Genomic DNA, 20,741 nt, shown 5'->3' with positions numbered 1-20,741 from the left:
CTGAAGCTATTGCAACAAGTGTGATCGGATGTAAGGGCCGTACTTTGCCTGCGCTTTAAACTCCTTTTGCACCTGCGGCCCCGCCTGAATAGGCACCTCTTTCGTAATGTGGTCTAACTTTACCCCAGTGTGCCGGTTACCAATAGCTCCAACAGACCAATAGACCAACCCCCATGTCCAAAGATTACGCCCCCTTCGCTAACCGCCTTCGTAAAATGGCGAAGCACTACGGTAAATGGGCCCGCCGTCAGGAACTGGAAGTGTACCGTGTTTATGATGCGGACCTTGACGAATTCCCCATCATCCTCGACCGCTACGCCGACCAGGTTTACGTTTCTCTTTACCACCGGAAAGGGGAGGAGTGGACGGAAGACGATTACCAGGACCGGAAGCTCGCCTATCGGGAGATCATCACCGAAGTACTTGGCGTAGGCAGAGATCAGGTATTCTTCAAACTTCGAAAGCGGCAAACGGGGACCAACCAGTACGAAAAGTTATCCATTGCCCAGCGGGAATTTACCGTGGTGGAAAACGGTCTTGGCTTTGTGGTAAACCTGACTGATTACCTTGATACGGGACTCTACAGCGACCAGCGGGAGCTCCGCATGATGGTGGCCCGGGAAGCTAAAGGAAAGCGGGTACTTCATCTTTTTGCCTACACCTGCGCCCTTGGGACCTACGCCGCAGCTGCGGATGCTTTTCGCGTCGACAGTCTCGAAATGTCCAATACCTATCTGGAATGGGGGGAACGCAACTTTGTTCTCAACGAAATAGCCACCGATAGACATCGGTTTATCCGGGAGGACATCATGCCCTGGTTGAAAAAACCGAACCTGCTCAAGTACGACATCATCGTAATCACACCTCCGACCTTTTCGAACTCGAAGAGCATGCGCGAACCTTTTGATTTGCAGCAAGATCACCCTAAGCTGATCAATTACTGTCTGCCGAAGTTGAACGAAGGCGGAAAGGTGTACTTTCTGACCAACGCCCGGAAATTCAAACTGGAGGAGGAATTGATTAAGGGAGTTACCGAGATTAAAGACATCACGAAGCAAACTTTACCACCGGATCACCGAAAGAGAAACCTTCATCGCTGCTGGCGGATGTCCTAAACCAGCTTACTCAATTGAGGAAGGAAAAAAAGGCTGATGTAAAGGAGCATTAAAAAAGCAATGAAGCTTATACGGCCGAAGTTTTCGCGGAATTCCATTTCTACGGAGAGGTTATTTGTTTACGTTCAGGGGCTGTTGCAGCGGTGCTGCATAACGTTCAGACGTACGAGATTAGATTTAGGTTCGGATTTTTTTTTGAGAAGTGTAACGCTGATTCTTTTTACCGCATAAATAGATGAACCAACCACTCAACACCAATTGGTGTAATGCTCACAATTAAGTTCCAATAACATGAAATTTCGCTCCTTTCTTACCCTTGCCGCCCTTTTTCTTACCCTTAGTTTATTTGCGCAGACTACTGCCGAACGTGCTGGCACCCGCGCCAAAAACCGGGCCGAAAACCGGGCCAATTCCCGGGTTGATCAGAAGGTAGATAGTGCCGTCGATGACGCCTTTAATGCAGTAGGTAATCTGTTCAAAAAGAAAAAAAAGAAGAATACTGGTTCCAGCGAGGCCCCTGTACCTGCTGGAAATAGTGGTCCTGGCACCACTTCTCCGTCCGGTAACACAACGGATATGAGTGCTGACCCATGGGTGCCCTATACCAATCCCGTTTCCTTCAGTCTGACGATGGACGTTACCGAAGTAAAAAGGAACGGTAAAGAAAATAAGTCCACCATTAAGATGGCCGTAGTGTCCGATAAGTTCGGCATGCATATGTTTTCCGAAGATATGGACGACGCCAGCTCCCGGATGATTCTGAATACCCAGGACGGTAAGACGACGATGGTGACCACCACCAAAAACGGAAAATCCTCCGCCTTCCGCATGCGGGTGCCCCGCATGGGCAAAATACTGGATAATACCACCGCAGAAATTGAAGATGGCCGTTTCACTTTTGAGGCTACCGGCGAACGCAAACAAGTAGATGGCTACAACTGTGAAAAAATCATCGTTAAGGACACCAAAGAAGGTACCACTACGGAGTCTTGGGTAACCGAGGACCTCAACTTCGACGCGCAGGAAATCTACCGCAGTTTTGCCGGTATGGCCGGTGCTTCAAAGGCAAGTGGGCCCAATGCAGCTTCCCTGGCTGGAGGGTACAAAGGTTTTCCCATTGAATCAACAACGACTGACGGAGACAAAACCTTTCGGATGAATTTCAAAGAAATCAAGATTGGTGAAGACAAAATGGACAAGTCTGTACTCGACCTCACAGGTGTTGAGGTGGTAGAGATGGGGTTCTAAATCCAAACGGACCCTGGCCAAAAGCTACCTGAAAATCCCATAACTACGAAAGCCCGTCCGATCTAAAGATCAGGCGGGCTTTCTATTTTGGCCCGCGCTAAGCGCGGGTGGGGTAGAAATGCGAAGCATTTCTGAATGTGGGCCCACCAGGATTTGAACCTGGGACCGACGGATTATGAGTCCGGCGCTCTAACCGCTGAGCTATAGGCCCGGTTAGTAGCTACAAAGGTACTTGCTTGGGCGAAAGTTTCACAGTGTGTGGGAAAATTAGTTGGCGGGTAATTTCACGTGCCGGTTACTTTGATCTGATGAGGTGCCGTTAACCGGCAAGGGAGCTGGCATTCAGCTGAAGTATCCGGTCTCGTAAGGCTTCGTTCATGGCGATAAAACCAGCCTTCGTTTCAGTCTCCAGTTTTTTGCGGAAGGCAGGGACGAGCAGGCCCGAAAAACGTTCTCCGTGTTCCAGCGTGGTGGTCCCGTCTCCGTTATCGATGAAGAGAAAATAGTGTTCGCCGTCGAAAAGGCCGTTGAAAAATAATTTCCCTTTCCAACGAAGTTCTTTACCTGGGGAGAATTTGAGCACCCTGGGTTGAAAACTCATGCCACCGGCAGTGATGGCAACGGTATTTCCTGCCTTCCAATCGCCCGAAGCCAGGGTGATGAAAGGGTTCCATTCCGGGTAAGTGGAAAAATCAGTGAGGACGGCCCATACCCTGGCGGGGAGGACGGGGAGCTTAATGGTGGTTTTGAGTTGTAACATACCCCAAAGGTGGGATGGGTAGGGGGCACTTCGCCTTGATAAATGTCAAGAAGTGCGTTTTAGTGGTCAGGATTCAGGACTCAGTGGTCAGGATTCAGTTATCATTATTCAGGGTGCAGAGGTTGTGACTGCTGAATACTGACCGCTGAGACCTGATCACGAAACCCTCCGGATTCTACTTAAGGTCTCCGCCGTCATCCCCAACATAGAGGCAAGGTAGTGGAGGGGCACATGATCGAATAAATCCGGTTGCCACGCTTGCAGAGCTTCGTACCGCTCCCTGGCAGAAAGCGACAGGAAGGTGAATACTCGATCTTCCAGGGTGGAAAAACAACGACCTAGAAACTCTTTTTCGAGAAGGTCCCAATTCGGCACAGCTTCAGACATGCGCAGGTAATTTTCTTCAGGCAGGGTGGCCAGCACGCAACCATCCAGCGCCTGGATGTTCCAACGGGCGGGCAGGCCGAAAAGAAGACAGTTAAGGTCGGCCACAAAGTAGTCGGGGGTAAAGATCCACTGGGTGATGTCTTTGTCGCCGGCTGGTGCCCAGCCGCGTAGATGTCCTGACCGCAGGAAACTCAGCTTCCGCACGGTTTGGCCCCGACGCAGGAAATAGTCGCCTTTTTTAAGGTGGTCTTCGCGGAATAACAGGGCTACTTCTGCTGCTTTCTCGGGAGAGAGGCGGAAGTTAGTTTGGAGGAGTTGGGAGGTTGTCATTGTCCGCTAATTTAATCCACCCATTCCGGTAGGTGTCGCTTGATACCACGCACCTCGTTTCTGTTTATCTTGAAGATTAAGGTTCGCATACAGTCTACGAAGATGAAGGTAGGTATAATGAAGGAGGGAAAGCCCTCTTTAGCCTCATCCGCCGGCCGATCCAATACTGCCCTGCCCTGTCCCGGTCTCCTTCACCGACGTACCAACTATCTTTCCCTCCCTCCATTCAATCCGCCAAATGCTACGTTACCTCCCCTTGCTCCTTTGTCTTTCTCTTTGCACCTGCGCCCCCGCCCCTGAAAATTCGCCAGGCAAATCCGTCACCCTTTCCAACCTGGAACCACGCAGGACCACCGACGGTAAAATAGTAGATGCCCACGATGGCCGCATCATCCAGTTTGGTGAATTTTTCTACTGGTACGGTACGCAGTACGGCACAACCAACGGCTTTACCAAAGCAAACGAATATCACGTATACCGGAGTCCGGACATGGTGAACTGGGAGCACATCGGGGCTGCCCTGGCCGAAGCTCCGGCCGGTGTCTACTACCGCCCACACGTGATCTTTAACGAAGCCTCCGGTAAGTACGTGCTGTGGTACAATTGGTATCCCGAGCTGTGGGACGGCCACTTCGGCGTCGCCGTAAGCGATACGCCGGAAGGACCATTCCGTATCGTCAGCAGTGATGTAGCGGTGGCGCACTCCGAACTTGGCGTTGGAGACTTCGGCCTGTTTGTTGACGAAGACAGAACGGCCTATATCAGTTACAATACCATCAACGGGCACCGCGTATCGGTAGAGAAACTGACCCCGGACTACCTCGGCTCCACCAAGGAAAACGGTGGCTACATCGCCCAATACTGCGAGGCCGGCTCTATGTTTAAGCGCAATGACATTTACTACTTGCTAACCGATTATACCTGTTGCTTCTGTAACCAGGGCGCCGGAGCCAGGGTGTATATGACCGACAATCCGCTGGGGCAATGGACGCTGACGAATAACATCAATCGCAGGCCTGGCTGGCGGGAGACGGAGCTGACGGACGGGGTGACGTTTACGACCGAATACGTCGCGTTAAAACGCAAACCGGACAGTACTTTTCAGCACTTGATTCTGGATATGAAACCAGGCCGTAGCGGAAATGGAATTAAACTTTGGGTGTTCACTGGCAACCGGCAGGGGCAGTGTGGAGAAGTTGATAATCCACGGGTACACGAACGGATTTTACGGCCGAGTTTTACCTTCGAATATTACGACCACGGCTGGAAACCCCTATCAATAAACGACGCTTTTGCCAGCGACCAGAATATGCTGCAAATTATTGGCCACGGATTGAATAACTCCGAAGGAGTTACCCGGGTGCGGATCACCCCCCAAACAGATTACCCGTACGACGAAGTACGCCTCACGGAGGTGAGCGATAATGTGGAGGAGGCCTGGGTCAGCGACGGCCAGCCCGGTCCCATCATCATCCCTGCCCAGCAGACCTACGTCATGGACATTCAAACGGCTTCAGGAACGGAATTTCTCTGGATGGGAGACCTGTGGGGCTCAGCTTCAGATAACGTGAAGGGACACGATTACCAATACTGGAGCAGCCCGCTGCGCTTTGATGCGCAGGGTTGGATCGAGCCGCTGGAGCTGGAAGGGGAGGTTGTACTACCGTTGTTATCTACCGGGGCAACCGACCGGTAATCAGCCGGATCTGCCCCATATGGTTGGCCTGGTGCTCCATCACGTGGTACCAGGCCCAGTGGTTGTTCATATTACGGTTGCCGCCCGCCTTGGCGTTGAACCACTTATCGTCTTTGGTTTTCAACTGACGTAGGGTTTCGGCACGGACTTCGTCCCACAGGTCCAGGTAGAAGCGGATGGGTTTACCCACCAGTTTTTCACGGGCGGGCACTCCGAGGTCCTGCGCAAATTCCCAGTGGGCGTCTTCGGGCAGGTAACCGGTGCCTTCGAAGGTGTAGCGTTGGTAGTACTTTTCGGTGGCAGCCAGGTGATAGATCATGGCACCGATGCGATTGGCTTTGTCATCGAGCAGGAAGTCGGTTTCCGCTACGGTAAGATTGGCCACACTGCGGGTAACGCGGCGTTTTAGGTCTTCTAGCATCGAAACAACCACACCGACTTGCGGGCTGTAACCCCTCGGCACTTCAATTTTTTGGGCGCGGACGCTGGTGCATAGGAAGAGACAGAGGAGCAGGGGGAGGTAACGCATGGGGTGGTATTTCGGGTGGTACGAATCGCCTACACTCGGCCATTCCAAATAGTAACGCATGCGCTCTAAAAATCGTTTCTGCTGAAAACCAGACCTCGCCACCGATTAACTGTTTTAAACTTCCCCGGCACCTGCGCCCACGCCATAAAAAACGCCTCCCTCCGAAATAATCTCCGGAGGAAGGCGCGGTGCAGATTGCCTGAATCTTTAAGAAAGCTATTGTGCTAATAGCCTGGGTTCTGGTCCAGGTTAGGGTTTGCGACGATCTCCCGGGAAGGAATCGGGAAGACAAGCTCCGGAGCATTGTAGGCGAAGTTGCCTGCGTCCCGTTGCAGTCGCTTAATGTCATGGATGAAAAAGCCCTCGAAGGCCAATTCGCGGTAGCGTTCTTCAATGATGTCTTCAAGGCTTACGTCGTCCACAGCATCGAGGCCGGAGCGCATACGCAGCGCAGAGATTTCCGCCGCTGGCGCGAGGCCTACCTCCGTTCCGAGGCGTTCGTTGGCTTCGGCGCGGATCAGGTGCATTTCTGCCAACCTGACAACGGTAACGTTGGCAAACTGGTTATTGAACTTCCCGGAAAGTGTGCTGCCTGCACGTTCGAAGAAAAGTTCCTTACGGGCATCGCCCTCTTCGTAGCGATCAAGGTGAGCGTCGAGGATTTCAATGTCACCGTCACGGCCGCCGAATTCGGGAATGGAGTAGAAAAGATTAAGGTTATTTATCCCATCCTGATTGGATACCTGGATGGCGAAGATGTCCTCGCTAGAGTTGGCTTCGTTCATAAAGGCTTCGGCGTAGGTGTCGGCGAGGGAGAATTCGCCGCTGGCGATCACATCGTTGGCGTTGTCGCGGGCGTCGGCGTAGCGGCCCATCTGTAGGTATACACGGGCAAGAATGGCCTTAGCTGATAGGCTTGTAGCAAAGAAGCCATTGTCGGAAGGCAGTAGGATCGCGGCGCGCTCCAGGTCACTCAGGACCTGGGCATAGCCATCTTCCACAGAGCTGCGGGATACGTTGGTTTCGGCGCTGATTGAGCGGGTAGGCTCCAATACTAACGGGACGCCAGGTTGGCTGTTGCCGCCACTGGCTTCGTAGGGTAGACCATAGAACCGGACCAGGTCAAAGTAAAGCAGGCCACGCAGGAAGAGCGCTTCGCCCTCCACGCGGTCACGATCGTCGGCATCTACCACGTCGAGCGCGGAGAGTACGTTGTTTGCGATGTTGATGGCCTCGTAGCTTTCCAGCCACCGCTCCTGGGCGTCGCCATTTCCGGCTTCGATTTGCTTGTTGAAGATCTGACGTGGGCCGTTGAAGGTGCCGACCCAGCGAACCTCACCATTGCCACCCAACAGGTCGGCATCGCGCATGGTGTTACCGCCGTAGAGGTCGCCGTTGCTGATGCCGTCATAGGCTCCAACCAGGACCGTTTTTACATTACCGTCGCTGCTTAGGGCCAGGCCCTCACTGATCGACTGGGCGGGCTGTAACTCCAGGTTCTTAGCGCAACCAGCCAGCACTACGGCCAGCAGCAGGAAAAGGATTGATTTGAAAGAAGTCATGTGCTATATTTTATCGACTTGCGGGCGTTTCGCTTCCCTGAAAACATCTCAGGAGACGCTTTGGGGGCGCGTACGCGGGATGCAAGAATGGGTTAATTAAAGGCCGACGTTGACGCCGACAATGATGGTCCGTGCCTGCGGAGCCGTATAGAAATCTACACTGGAGTAGATGTTGGTGTTGATGGCCGCGCCGTCAGAGTAAGAGTCGGAAGCCAGTTCGGGATCCCACCCTTCATAATTTGTAAAGGTGAGCAGGTTCTGGCCAGTGACGTAAACGCGCAGACGGCTTAACCCTGCTTTACTCGTCAGGGAGCTTGGCAATTCGTAGGCAAGCGTGGCGGTCTTCAGGCGGACGAAGTTACCGTCGCTTAGGTAGCGGCTGGAACGACCGTTCGTACCATTTTCCCAGTAAAAGCGCGCCTCGGGGATGTCGGTGTCCCGGTTGTCGGGGGTCCAGGCATCGAGCTGGTCACGCGTCTGGTTATCGAACCAGCAGGCGCCACAAGACATGAAGCCGCCGGCAGCGTTGGCGATCTTATTACCGAAGCTGCCCTGGAAGAAGACATTGAGGCTGAGTCCCCGGTAGGAGAAGTCGTTGGTGAAGCCGATCAGTTTGTCGGGGATGGACTGTCCGAGGATGATGAAATTGGCCTCACTTACGTTATTAGTGGTGGCATCCGGGTTGATGATGCTGCCGGCTTCATTCGTCTCATTGACGAAGAAGAGCGCGTCGCCGTTTTCGCGGTCTACGCCTGCGAATTCGTAACCAAGGAAAGCGCCGAGTGGTTGACCTACCTGTACTACGTTCATGGAACGTGAGCCGTTATTGTCGATCAGTTGCTGGCCCTCAGCGAGCTTGGTAACCTCATTTTTGTTGAGGGCGAAGTTGAAGCTGGTCTCCCACTTGAAGGCTCCGGTCAGCACATTGGCGTTAAGCAGGAACTCAATACCGGTGTTCCGCATCTCGCCGATGTTTTGGAGCTGGGTTCTGAAGCCTGAACTTCCGGGCACGGGCACGTCGAGCAACAGGTCGGTGGTGTTCTTGACGTAGAAGTCGAGTTCACCGCTGAAGCGGTTGTTCAGGAACCCGAAATCAAGTCCGACGTCAAACTGGGCGGTCTGCTCCCACGTCAGGTCAGGGTTAGGAATCTGGCTGGGGGAGAGGGCGGACACGCCACCGTAGGCGGGCGCGCTGTACAGGCCGAGGCTACCGAAGTTGGCAATGCTGGCATTGCCCGTCAGTCCGTAGCTGGCACGGGCTTTGAGGTAGCTAACGGTGGAGTTGTCTGCCAGGAAGTCCTCCTGAGAGATGACCCAGCCGGCGGCAACGGAGGGGAAGAAGCCGTAGCGGTTGTTAGCACCGAAGCGGGAAGAACCATCTAACCGTGCGCTGGCGCTGAAAAGGTACTTACTCTGGAAATTGTAGTTTACCCGGCCGAAGTAAGACAGGAAGGTGAACTCGGTAAAGTCCGACGTGCCGAAGGTGATTTCGGCCGCACTGGCGATGCGCTGAAGCGCATCAATGGGGAATTCTGTTCCCTCTACCTCTACGTTTTCGCTACTGGATCTTTGGTACTCCAGCCCACCGACAAAGTTGAAATTGTGGCCAGCTCCTACTTCCTTGTCATACAGGAGCAGTGCCTTGGTGGTGTAGTTAAGGATGTTGGACCAGCGGCTCTCAGAGAAGCCATTGGTGGAGGCACCGGTAATGGTGCGACGGCCCTGGAAGCGGTTTTGCTTCAGGTTGGCTACGTCAACACCAGCCTCGGCGCGCAGCGCCAGTCCGCCAGCAATCTCGTATTGACCGAAAACGTTGGTCAGGGTACGGTAGCTGACCGTTTGACGGGCGGCTTCCTCTACATCGATCAGACCATTATAGTAGGTCGTTGTCGGGCGGTCAAGCAGGACGCCGTCCTCGTCGCGCGGGGGCGTGATGGGCGCAAGAGCGATCAGCTGTAATGGGGTGGAGAATTGGTTGTCGTCCGTTACGCGATCATTGGTGGTGCGGCCAAAAGACATCCGCATGCCAAAGTTGAGTCTTTCGGTGGTCTTAGCATCCAGATTAAGGCGGGCAGTCATGCGCTCGAAAGCGTTGCCAGCAAGGATGCCCTCCTGGCCGCTGTAGCCGAAACTGGTGTAGTACTGGATGGCGTCGCTACCGCCGGCGAGGCTCATGTCTGCGTTGCGGCTTTCGCCGGTTTGGAAGGCGAGGTCTTGCCAGTCGGTGTCTGTTTCGCCGTTTCGCCATTCGCTGGGACCGGAGTAGCGATCAAGACGCCCTTCCACGAAGCCAACATATTCAGCCGTTATGTTTTCCAGGGTATACTCATCATCACTCAGCCCCCAATCGTTGATCTGGTTGGCCCAGTCATAGCGCCCGGCGCCTTCGGCCGTCTGACGGAAGAAGGATACGAACTCCTCTGCGTTGAGGAACTCTCTGCGGTTGCTGGCTACGGAAGATCCGGCGCTGAGGTTCACGTTGACTTTTGCTTTACCGCTTTTGCCTTTCTTGGTGGTGATCAGTATGACGCCGTTAGCTGCGCGGGAACCATAAATGGCCGCTGCACTCGCATCCTTCAGGATTTCGATGGACGCCACATCATTTGGATTAATGTCCGCCATGAAATTCAGGCTGCCGGAGCCAGGGGAGGAAAATGTTCCACTGGTGATCGGTACTCCGTCTACTACATAAAGTGGGTCGTTTCCGGCCGAAATAGAGGAAGAGCCCCGTACGCGGATATTGACACGGCCACCGGGCTTACCGCTAACGGACTGGACGAAGACACCCGCAGACCGACCTTGCATGGCCTGCTCAACGGAGGCGACGGGTAAATTTTCAATAGCCTCTCCGTCGATCTGGGCGATGTTACCGGTAAGGGTAGATCGAATTTGGGAACCATAGCCTACGACGACCACTTCGGAGAGCTGAGAAGCGCTTTCTAACAAAGTGACGTCAACAACGCTTCGGTTGCCAATGGGCACATCCTGGCTGGCAAATCCAGTGTAAGTGAAAACGAGGAACTTAACCCCATCGGGAACGCTGAGGGAATACTTTCCATCGAGGTCAGTAACGGTGCCGGAACCAGTGCCTTTGGCAAGTACCGAAGCACCAATAAGCGTTTCGCCGGAGGCGTCAGTTACCGTGCCGGTAACTGTTTTCTGGGCCGCCAGTGAGACGGCGCAGACGAATAGGAGTAACAGTAGTGATAGTCTCATATACTTTGGTGATTTGGATTAGTGAGAGAAAATTCGTGGCCAACAGGCGTTGCCAGACATGATATTTTACTACAAGTAAATACCAATAGCATAAAGTCGAAACGCTTTTAATTTTGCGTTCGCTGCCTATGGCCAAATCTAAAGGTGCGAAAAAACAATTTAACGAAATAGGTGGCAACGTGTTAATGGTAGGAATCCAATTATTTATTGGTTTCGTCAATCGGTGTGGAATTTTCTCTTGTCTTTTTCCACTTTGCAAAATTTTTATTGAATCCTGCGAAAGTCTGCTCAAAGCGAAAACGATGGCGTGGCTAACATTTTTTTCGTTTACACCATGCTTCATTATATCTCCCGAAGAAAAGCGATAATGTCGTCAGTGGAAGAGAGGTTAAGTTTTTTGCGCAAACGATATCGCGCCATCTTCGCACTGGTCGTTGATGTACCTCCTCCTTGCACCCGCGTTCGCGCCAAAAAAAGCCTGCCCCTACGGAACCGAACCCCCTTCCCATAGGTTACTTACCAAGATGTCCCTCTCCAACCCCGCCGAACAGCTGCTCCAACGTTACGCAGACAGCCCCCGCATTGCCGAAATTGCCCGGTTCTGTTCCGAGACCAGTGCGCCCCGCCTGCAAGTCAAGGGCCTTGCCGGAAGTCTCGAAAGCTTCCTCATTGCCGCCACCTACCGGCACGCCGGTGGTCATTACCTCGTCGTCGCCACCGACAAGGAAGAAGCAGCCTATATCCAGAATTCCATCGCCGCACTCCTGCCGAAAAAACAGGTGCGCTTGCTGCCCGACAGCTTCCGTCGCCCGCTTTATTTCGAAGTATTGGATCCGACCAACGTACTGCTACGTACCGAAACGATCAACTACCTGACGCACTCCAAATCAAAAGGGGAAATAGTGGTGACTTACCCCGAAGCCCTCTTTGAGCAGGTGGTAGCCCCGCAGGAACTGGTAAAAAGCCGGATTGAGTTGACCAAGGGAGAAGACCTTGACGTTGACACCATTATCACCGTATTGGTGGAGTACGGGTTCAAACGGCAGGAATTCGTGTATGAACCCGGTCAGTTCAGCATCAGGGGAGGGATCATCGATATCTTCAGCTACGGCAACGAGTACCCCTATCGGATCGAGCTTTTTGACGAGGAGATCGAGAGCATCCGTACCTTCGATCCGTTGCAACAGTTATCGGTGGATAACGTCGAATACGTCAGCATCATCCCTAACATTAATACCAAGTTCGAACGGGAGCAAAAGACGAGTATTTTTGAAGTGCTGCCCGAGAATACCACCATCTGGATGAAGGACTTCCAGATGCTGATGGACAAACTCAACGAATGTTTCAAACGTGCGGGCGAATTCGGGCAAAACCTGACCTTGATCGAGGACAAGGAACTGGCAGCGATCTTTCGTGACCGTGCCTTTATCCGCCCCGGAGAGGTACTGGAAGACGTACGCGAGAAGCCGTTGGTTTTCTTTACCAATTATAAGCAGTCTGTTCCGGTCGGCCATACGATCGACTGCCGGGCAAAACCACAACCGAGCTTCAATAAGAATTTTGACCTGCTGATCAGGAACCTGCTGGAAAATACCTCCGGTGGACTCACTAACCTGATCTTCACCGATAATGCCAAACAGATTGAGCGCTTTTACTCCATCTTCAAGGACCTGAATGCGGGCGTACGCTGGGAACCAATTCCCGTAGCCATCCACGCAGGTTTCATCGATCCCGATATGCAACTCGCTTGCTACACGGACCACCAGATATTTGAGCGGTACCACCGGTATCGCCTCCGGAAAGGGTTTACCAAAGACAAAGCCCTCAACCTGCGCATGCTCCGTGACCTGACCACGGGCGACCTGGTGGTTCACCTCGACCATGGCGTCGGCCGGTTCTCCGGTCTGGAGAAACTGGACATTGGCGGGCGCACTCAGGAAAGCGTCCGTTTGGTTTACAAAAACAATGACATCCTTTATGTAGGTATCAACAGCCTGCACAAGCTCAGTAAGTACAGCGGAAAGGATGGCAGCCTTCCACGCCTCGACAAAATCGGTGGCGAGTCATGGAAGAACATGAAGACGCGGACGAAGAAAAAGATGAAGGACATGGCGGGAGAGCTGATCAAGCTCTACGCCAAGCGCAAAGCCACGCCCGGCCACGCCTTCCCGCCCGATGGTCACCTGCAGAATGAATTGGAGGCCAGTTTCATTTACGAAGACACTCCCGATCAGCTTTCGGCCACTAATGCCGTAAAGCAGGACATGATGAAGGCCAGTCCGATGGACCGGTTGATCTGCGGCGACGTAGGCTTCGGCAAAACGGAGATCGCCCTGCGGGCGGCCTTTAAGGCAGCCGAAGACGGCAAACAGGTGGCCGTACTCGTGCCAACCACTATCCTCGCGCTCCAACACTTCCGCGTTTTCAAAGAACGGTTAGAGCCTTTCGGCTTGACGGTTGATTACGTCAACCGTTTCCGGTCAGCCAAAGAAAAAACGGCCATTTACAAACGGCTGGAATCCGGAGAAATCGATCTGCTGATCGGTACCCACGCCATTCTGAGTAACAAAGTAAAATTCAAGGATCTTGGCTTACTGGTCATTGATGAGGAGCAGAAGTTTGGTGTAAAGGCCAAGGAAAAGCTTCGGGCCATCCAGGTGAATGTTGATACGTTGACGCTGACGGCGACACCGATTCCGCGGACGATGCAGTTCAGCCTGATGAATGCGCGCGACATGAGCGTGCTCCGCACGGCTCCGCCTAACCGGCAACCGATTCATACCGAGGTGCGGCAGTTCAACGAAGAGGTGATCAAGGAGTCGATCGAAAATGAGGTTTACCGGGGCGGGCAGGCCTTCTTCGTCCACAACCGGGTCAAAAGCCTCGACGATATGCTGGTGCTGTTGCGCCGGTTGTGCCCCGACGTACAGTTTGCCAAAGCCCACGGACAAATGGACCCGAAACTGTTGGAACAAACGTTGATCGAATTCATCGACCGGAAGTTTGACGTGCTGGTTTGCACGAACATCATTGAAACGGGGCTCGATATTTCCAATGCCAACACCATCATTATCAATAATTCTCACCAGTTCGGGCTATCGGATTTGCACCAGCTGCGTGGCAGGGTAGGGCGTTCTAACAAGAAGGCTTACTGTTACCTGATTGCGCCGCCACTGAGCGTGCTTACCCCGGAGGCGCGAAAGCGCCTGCGGACGTTGGAAGAATACAGCGACCTGGGCTCCGGCTTTAACATTGCGATGAAGGACCTCGACATCCGGGGCGCGGGTAACCTCCTGGGTGGAGAACAGTCAGGTTTTATCGCCGATATGGGGTACGAAACTTACCAGCGGATTCTGGAAGAGGCCGTACGCGAACTTAAGCAAGGGGAATTTAGGGATGTCTTTGCCGATCAATTGACGGAGGTGAGCGACTTCGTCCGTGAAGTTAACATTGAGACGGACACTGAAATGTTGATCCCGACCAACTACGTGGAGTCGACCGCCGAGCGGCTACGATTATACCAGACTTTGGACAGTATTCCGGACGAGGAAGGTTTGGAGACTTTCGCCAAAAGCCTGGTGGATCGTTTCGGGAAGATCCCGCAGGAGGTGGAAGAACTCTTTGACGGTTTGAGGCTGCGCTGGCTGTGCCGACGATTGGGCTTTGAACGGTTGGTACTTAAGAATAATCGCTTGCTCCTGCTCTTCGTTGAAGACGCCCAGTCGATGTATTACGACTCCGACGCCTTCAAGGCGCTCTCCGGCATCATCGCCAACGAAGGCCTGCTGCGCGGCCTCCAGCTGAAGCAGACGCCACGCCGCTTATCGTTGAGTAAGGAGAATGTGAAATCGCTTGCTCAGGCGCAGGATGTGTTGGAGGGGCTGGCGGTTAAGACGGAGAAGGTGGTGGAAGAGATGCGGGGGGAGGAGTTGGTTAAGTAGGCGCGGCCGCAGGTGCAAACATTGGTCGATGGAGCAAAAGGGGGATAGGACCGCGTCTAAATTATAAGCACCCGCCAAGCACTCAAGGCAATTACCCGTCCTATTATATCTTTACAGGACTACAAAAGATTCATCATGTCAAAATACAATCTTTCCATTAACGGAGCCACACGGAGCGTCGACGTTGACGCCACCACGCCACTACTTTGGGTACTGAGAGACCACCTGCGCCTGATCGGCACCAAATACGGATGCGGCATGGCCCAGTGCGGGGCCTGTACCGTACACCTCGATGGTGTTGCGATGCGTTCCTGCGTGTTGCCAGTCAGCCAGGTGGGAGAGCAATCCGTAACGACCATCGAAGGGCTGTCTGAGAACAACGACCATCCGCTGCAGGAAGCCTGGTTGGAACACGACGTTCCGCAGTGCGGGTACTGCCAGGCGGGCCAGATCATGAACGCCGCCGCACTACTAAGCGACACCCCCAATCCAACGGATGAAGACATTGACGCTATGATGGCGGGTAACATCTGCCGTTGCGGAACCTACACAAGAATCAAAGCCGCCATCAAAACCGCCGCCACTAAAAGCTAAGCCACCATGACCAAAGTAAGAACAAGTTATAACCGCCGGTCTTTCCTCAAATCCGTTGCCGTAACCGGTGGCGGTCTGGTGCTGGGTTTCAACTGGCTGTCCGGCTGCCGCCCGGCGGAAACTAAAATGGCTACCGGCCCCGTCCTGCCCGACAACTGGTACGAAATCAACGCCTACCTTAAGATCGGGGAGAACGGAACGGTAACCATCCGAACGCCCAACCCGGAGTTCGGCCAAAACGTCAAAACCTCCATGCCCATGATCGTGGCCGAGGAATTGGACGCGGACTGGGAGAACGTCATCTCCGAGCAAGCGCCCTTCAATGCCGACAAATATGGCTTTCAGTTCACCGGCGGCAGTCTCGGAATCAGAACACGCTGGGAAGGCCTGCGAACCGCAGGCGCGGCGGCCCGGCACATGCTCCGGGAAGCGGCGGCGCAAACCTGGTCGGTCCCGTTAGCGGAAGTGACCACCGCCGCAGGAATATTGTACCACAAGTCCAGTGACCGCTCGGCCAGCTACGGCGAAATGGCGGAACTGGCCGGGAGCTTTCCGGTCCCCAAGGAGGTCGAACTGAAGGCGGTAAAGGACTTCACCATCATCGGCAATTCCAAAAAGAACGTCGACGCCCGCAAGATCGTAAGTGGTGAGCCGCTGTACGCGATGGATCGCTACGAGGAAGGCCAGCTGGTGGCCATGGTCGTTCACCCGCCTTCTTTCGGGCAGCGCTTTGGGAGCATCCGCAACCTGGAAGACGTCAAGGCTATGCCCGGCATCAGGGAGGTGTTTAGCATCAAAACTTACAAAGACGACTTCCAGAAGGGCTTCTTCGACACCAACGCCTTTCCGGAACTGGTGGCCATCGTGGGGGCCAGCACCTGGGAGGTGATGAACGCCAAAAAAGCGATTCTGGTCGACTGGCAACCTTTGGAAGCCTATACCGAAACCGTAGGAGGCTTATTTGGCGGGGCGAATACGAGCCGGAACGTTCCGGCGGGGATGGAGAGCACTGAAGATCACCGGGCGCGGATGAACGAGGCGGCTGGCCGGTCGGGTAGGGTTGTCCGCAAAGACGGCGATCCACAGGCGGCTTTTGCCTCCGCCGAGCGGGTGATTGAGCGGAGCTACAGCGCCCCGTTTCTGGCCCACAACTGTATGGAGCCGATCAACTGTCTGGCCCGGGTGGAGGGAGATAAGGTGTGGATTGCCGGGCCGATGCAGGCACCGGGTCTGATCGAGCCGACGATTGCCGCCAGGATGGACATTCCCGTAGAAAATATTGAGATTGAAATGCTCCGGATGGGCGGTGGTTTTGGCCGGCGGGGCTACTCTCATTACCTGTTGGAGGCCGCGCTTATCGCTCAGCGTGTGAAAACTCCCGTAAAGCTGATCTACACCCGGGAAGACGATATGACCAACGGCGTTTACCGGCCGGCCTACCAGGCTACTTACCGCGCCGCGCTGGACGGCGCCGGTAATTTGTTGGCGTTCCACGTCAAGGCCGGGGGTATTCCCGAGAGCCCCTTGTACGCCAACCGTTTTCCGGCCGGAGCCATCGATAATTACCTGGCGGAAGACTGGACGCTGGATTCCAACATTACCATTGGCGCGTTCCGGGCGCCCCGTTCCAACTTTATGGCTGGGGCCGAGCAATCGTTCCTCGATGAACTGGCCGAAGCTATGGGGAAGGACCCCATATCGTTCCGGCTGGAGTTATTACAGCGTGCCGCGACCGATCCGGTCGGTGACAAGAACGATTACGACCCCGCCCGCTACGCCGGTGTGCTGAAACTAGTGCGGGAAAAAGCAGGATGGGATCAGAAAAAACCGGATGTTCACCGGGGCGTTTCGGCCTATTTCTGCCACCACTCCTACGCTGCCCACGTACTGGAACTGACCGTTGAAGACGACAAACCTACCGTGCAAAAAGTAACCTGCGCGATCGACTGCGGCATTGTTGTCAATCCGGACGCAGCGGTCAATATGGCCGAAGGCGGTATCGTAGACGGGGTTGGCAACGCGCTGTTTGGAGAGATGACCTTTACCGACGGCGTGCCGGATAAGAACAATTTCCACCAGTACCGAATGATTCGCATGGGGGAAGCGCCCAGGAAGATCGAGGTTCACTTTGTGAAAAGCGACATTGATCCAACGGGACTGGGAGAGCCTCCCTTTCCACCGGTATTCGGAGCGATCGCGAATGCGCTGTACAAGGCTTCGGGTAAGCGGAAGTACAAGCAACCGTTTTTAGGAGGGCAGGATTTGTTGGGCTAGTGGTTTGTCTCAACCCACCGGAAAATTCAGGCTCTACGGACCATTAGCTGGAAGGTTTCCTCAGAACCTGTTTCCGACGGCATGCTTCATCACCCATACAACTCCTCCACAATCTGTCCCGCCGGATACCCCATATTCAGCAACCTTTCCTTAGCCTCATCCACCATCACGGCCCAGCCGCAGAGGTAGAATTTGACATCCTCGCGAAGGTTGGCATAAGCCTTTTCGTAAACGGGGTGGACGTAGCCGTTGGAGGTCTCAACGCCGGGCAATGAGACGTCGTTCTCCCGGCTCAGGGCGACGGAATAGGTGAAGTTGTCGTGCGCTTGCGCCATGGCCGCGAATTCATCGAGGTAGAGGATATCTGCCGCCGTGCGGCAGCCGAAGATGAGGTGGAAGTGGACGGATTCGGTGGCCAGACGCTCCTGTAGCATGGCGCGAAAGGGAGCCACTCCAGTGCCAGTACAGATCATCACGACATCTTGTGTGAGGGGAGCCGCGGGCAGTGTGAAAACACCGGCGGGTTCCTTGGTCATTACTTCTGAGCCGAGGTCGGCGCCTTCGAAAAGGTAGCCGGTGCCTTTGCCGCCGGGAAGTTTAACGATGCAGAGTTCTGCCTGGTTGGAGCCATCGGGTGCAGCGGCGATGGAATAGCTGCGCCAGCCGTCGCGGCGGGTCTCACCGATTGGCAGGTCGAGGGTAAGGAACTGGCCGGGGAGATAGTCAAGGGATTCCCGGTCTGGGAGTTCTAGCCAGAAACTGCGGACGGTGGGGGTCCGCTGTTCGATACGGCGGATGATGGCTGGTTTCCATTTGGGCATAGAGGAAGCAGGGGTTAATGGTATATGGTGAGATATACCCGTAAATCGGTTGTTGGTGCCTTGGTAGGTATACCACCAATTAGCTTAAAGCACCATGTTGTTGTAGCTAATAACCGTCTCGTACCCCCGCTCGTTGAAATACCGACGTACTTTTTCCTCACTTTCTTCACTCAGCGCCCAGATGAAATCCCCGCCCCAGGCACCAAGGCTTTTCAGTTGGCCGGGAAAATCGGTAAATAACTCATCCTGGACTGTTGGCAGCCCCAGCGTTTGAGCTACAATGGCCTCATGGCGGTGGAGCAGTTGGGCGGCGGCGCGCAGGTGCAGGGTAGGGGATAAAAGAGCAGTGGTGATGCCGCTGATTTCTTCCTTTACTGACGAGCTGACGGTCTGCTCCCGGTACGCCCGGATACCTTCCCGGCTGTTCTGCTTCTGGTTGCGGTACACGAAGTAGGTTTGGCTTGTCCAGGCAGGGTTCCAATCCAATTCAGTTACCTTGGGAGTAATACCATTTCTTTCGTACAAAATCGGGCCTGCAGCTACGGCACATGCCAGATCGTAGCCACTCCCTCCGAAGGTTTTTTCTAATAAAGCATAAGGATTTACCTCCAGCCAATCAGCCACCATGGCGATCAGGGTAGAGCTACTCCCCAACCCCCATGCTTGATCGAACTCCAGGTAGGTTGTTACTTCAAGACCATTAATATGGCTCGTACAACCAGGCCGTAGGGTCTCTGCGGCGCGCAGTATTTGGACTATTCTGGTGGCGGTGTCTTCCTTTTGCTCTTTAGTTTGATGAGATGGCCCGGACCATTCGTGCCGGTCAAACGCATGGCTGAACCACCCTTCTCCAGCCGCGTCATAAGCCCGCCAGTATAGGTCGTGTTCTGCCTCCGGCTTAGTTGGCGAAGCCGTCATTCTTTGACCGGCTCTGGTCGGTACCGCAAGCGCCGGTACCCCGTCGAGAACGAAGTATTCCGCCGTAAGCAAAAGCTTTCCGTTGGCCCGTAGGTGTGTCATGCTGGGAGGATTTGCGCCAAGGTACGGATGAAATTTGGGTGAGGTTTCTACGTGTTGGCGGCCGGGCCGGTTGCCCGGCCTTCAGGACGTGAAGGTTTTAGGCCTTTAGGCCAGGAGACAACCGAAACGGTTTAAAATCAATCAGGCTACAAAGAAGGAGGCGATGCAGACAGTATGTCCACATCGCCTCCTTGCCGATTAACTCACTTTGCACCTGCGGCCGCGCCACCCAATACTTAAGTCAGCTATACTTAGAACCCGTAAGTCAGGCCCAAAGCCGTGTACGATTGCAGTCCGGGAGGGTACTCAAAGCCAGCCTGGCGGATGCCCACCGTGAAGCCAACACCAACGCCTTTCCAGAGATCGGCAATGTTGAAAGAGTTGATCCAGGTGTAGGCAAAAAGACCTTCTTCGCTGGTCTGTGCCACACTGTCTTCGTCAAAGTAGCTGATGGTCGTCTTTTCGTTATTGTAAGGCATGAAAACACCCAGGTTAGAGGACCAAGCTACGCCACCAGGTAGATCGAGGTTGTAGGTAGCCTTCAGTTTGGCACCAAGTGCCGACTGACTTTCTACACCGTCAAAACCAGAGAACGCGAAGTTATAGGTGAGCGGATGTGCAACGACTACTAGGTTAGGAATTGCCGACGGTGTCCAGGTGCCACCAATACCAATATCAGCAGTACCAGGGCTGAGGAAGTTGAAAACAGAGGTGTTCAGGTCGAGTAAACCCGTTGCCGCAAGATCTTTGCTGAAGCGAAGACCATAAAGGGAAGAGGCGATCAGTACGTCACCGTTCCGGTTCTCCAGAAAACCGCCGCCATCTACGTCATCTTTGGTGTCGTTGTCGAGCCCCTGCCAGCTGATGTTCGTATTCAGGGTGTTCCGCCAAAAAGTCTTTTCCTTGATGTTGTTGGCAAAAGCATTAACGCCAAGGTTTAGCGTGGAAGAAGAGCTGTTCTGGTTAGCATTCGCTTGCCAGTTGGAAGAGTTGTTCAGGCTCAGCCCCAGCAGTCCGCTCAGGCCAGTTTGCCAGCCAGAGAGCAATTCAATTTGCTTAGACAGGGCATTGATATCACCATTGAAAGCAGCAGCTTCTGCTTTTTTCTCGTTTTGCTTGGCAACGAGTTCGGCTTTCTGTGCTTTGAGTTCTTCTATGGTCTGCGCTTGCAGGCCACCGATAGAAAGTACCATTAAAAGGATGAATAGGAATAGATTTTTCATTAAATCAGAGTTGGTTAGTTGAATA

Annotated in this window: 14 protein-coding genes and 1 tRNA gene; 6 read left to right on the top strand and 9 right to left on the bottom strand. The window is 54.0% G+C overall.

Annotation, left to right across the window (positions count from 1 at the left end; all coding sequences use genetic code 11):
* Positions 1 to 173 precede the first annotated feature (173 nt).
* Together B036_RS0101035 and B036_RS0101025 are read left to right on the top strand one after the other, a co-directional pair.
* The gene (locus tag B036_RS0101035; protein WP_020566827.1) at positions 174 to 1,115 is read left to right on the top strand and encodes a class I SAM-dependent methyltransferase; all 942 of its coding nucleotides are present in this window, start codon (positions 174 to 176) and stop codon (positions 1,113 to 1,115) included.
* 291 nt (positions 1,116 to 1,406) lie between these two features.
* Positions 1,407 to 2,363, top strand: a complete 957-nt coding sequence (locus B036_RS0101025; RefSeq protein WP_020566825.1) for a DUF4412 domain-containing protein — start codon at positions 1,407 to 1,409, stop codon at positions 2,361 to 2,363.
* 138 nt (positions 2,364 to 2,501) lie between these two features.
* Here the strand turns inward: B036_RS0101025 and B036_RS0101020 are convergent.
* The 3 genes from B036_RS0101020 to B036_RS0101010 all read right to left on the bottom strand — a co-directional run bounded on the left by B036_RS0101020 (position 2,502) and on the right by B036_RS0101010 (position 3,840).
* Positions 2,502 to 2,574: transfer RNA gene (locus B036_RS0101020), tRNA-Ile, on the bottom strand.
* A gap of 108 nt (positions 2,575 to 2,682) precedes the next feature.
* Positions 2,683 to 3,123: an SRPBCC domain-containing protein gene (locus tag B036_RS0101015; RefSeq protein ID WP_020566824.1), complete on the bottom strand. Its 441-nt coding sequence runs from the start codon at positions 3,121 to 3,123 to the stop codon at positions 2,683 to 2,685.
* A 156-nt stretch (positions 3,124 to 3,279) separates the two neighbouring features.
* A complete protein-coding gene (locus B036_RS0101010; RefSeq protein WP_020566823.1) occupies positions 3,280 to 3,840 on the bottom strand; it encodes a Crp/Fnr family transcriptional regulator in 561 nt (186 codons plus the stop codon).
* Between the two features lie 238 nt (positions 3,841 to 4,078).
* Here B036_RS0101010 and B036_RS0101005 point away from each other — a divergent pair, with 238 nt between their 5' ends.
* Positions 4,079 to 5,536: a family 43 glycosylhydrolase gene (locus B036_RS0101005; RefSeq protein WP_020566822.1), complete on the top strand. Its 1,458-nt coding sequence runs from the start codon at positions 4,079 to 4,081 to the stop codon at positions 5,534 to 5,536.
* Here the strand turns inward: B036_RS0101005 and B036_RS0101000 are convergent.
* The 3 genes from B036_RS0101000 to B036_RS0100990 form a co-directional block, all read right to left on the bottom strand.
* The gene (locus B036_RS0101000) at positions 5,514 to 6,065 is read right to left on the bottom strand and encodes a DinB family protein (RefSeq protein WP_157471981.1); all 552 of its coding nucleotides are present in this window, start codon (positions 6,063 to 6,065) and stop codon (positions 5,514 to 5,516) included. The two genes, B036_RS0101005 and B036_RS0101000, sit on opposite strands and share 23 nt — an antisense overlap.
* A 224-nt stretch (positions 6,066 to 6,289) precedes the next feature.
* Positions 6,290 to 7,627, bottom strand: coding sequence for a RagB/SusD family nutrient uptake outer membrane protein (locus tag B036_RS0100995; RefSeq protein ID WP_020566820.1), 1,338 nt, complete (start codon positions 7,625 to 7,627; stop codon positions 6,290 to 6,292).
* 96 nt (positions 7,628 to 7,723) lie between these two features.
* Complete coding sequence (locus B036_RS0100990; RefSeq protein ID WP_020566819.1) at positions 7,724 to 10,843, bottom strand: SusC/RagA family TonB-linked outer membrane protein; 3,120 nt, start codon at positions 10,841 to 10,843, stop codon at positions 7,724 to 7,726.
* Positions 10,844 to 11,367: 524 nt separating this feature from the next.
* Between B036_RS0100990 and mfd the strand changes: the two genes are divergently transcribed.
* The 3 genes from mfd (at position 11,368) to B036_RS0100975 (ending at position 17,652) form a co-directional block, all read left to right on the top strand.
* Complete coding sequence (gene mfd / locus B036_RS0100985) at positions 11,368 to 14,784, top strand: transcription-repair coupling factor (protein WP_020566818.1); 3,417 nt, start codon at positions 11,368 to 11,370, stop codon at positions 14,782 to 14,784.
* Positions 14,785 to 14,919: 135 nt separating this feature from the next.
* On the top strand, positions 14,920 to 15,378 hold the full coding sequence (locus B036_RS0100980; protein ID WP_020566817.1) for a (2Fe-2S)-binding protein: 459 nt from the start codon (positions 14,920 to 14,922) through the stop codon (positions 15,376 to 15,378).
* Between the two features lie 6 nt (positions 15,379 to 15,384).
* Entirely contained in the window at positions 15,385 to 17,652 is a 2,268-nt protein-coding gene (locus tag B036_RS0100975; RefSeq protein ID WP_020566816.1) for a xanthine dehydrogenase family protein molybdopterin-binding subunit, read from the top strand.
* 89 nt (positions 17,653 to 17,741) lie between these two features.
* On the opposite strand, the gene B036_RS0100970 is transcribed toward B036_RS0100975, so the two are convergent.
* From B036_RS0100970 to B036_RS27575, 3 genes are all read right to left on the bottom strand, one after another.
* Positions 17,742 to 18,473 carry a ferredoxin--NADP reductase gene (locus B036_RS0100970; RefSeq protein WP_020566815.1) on the bottom strand — a complete coding sequence of 244 codons (732 nt, stop codon included), beginning with the start codon at positions 18,471 to 18,473 and terminating at the stop codon, positions 17,742 to 17,744.
* A gap of 84 nt (positions 18,474 to 18,557) precedes the next feature.
* Positions 18,558 to 19,493, bottom strand: a complete 936-nt coding sequence (locus tag B036_RS0100965; RefSeq protein WP_020566814.1) for a GYDIA family GHMP kinase — start codon at positions 19,491 to 19,493, stop codon at positions 18,558 to 18,560.
* A gap of 251 nt (positions 19,494 to 19,744) precedes the next feature.
* Positions 19,745 to 20,716, bottom strand: a complete 972-nt coding sequence (locus tag B036_RS27575; protein ID WP_020566813.1) for a DUF3078 domain-containing protein — start codon at positions 20,714 to 20,716, stop codon at positions 19,745 to 19,747.
* Between the last annotated feature and the right edge of the window lie 25 nt (positions 20,717 to 20,741).

It is taken from the genome of Neolewinella persica DSM 23188 (genome assembly GCF_000373105.1).
GTDB classification, from domain to species: domain Bacteria; phylum Bacteroidota; class Bacteroidia; order Chitinophagales; family Saprospiraceae; genus Neolewinella; species Neolewinella persica.
Note: the sequence above shows the minus strand (reverse complement) of the source record. Positions and strands in the feature narration are given on the sequence as shown.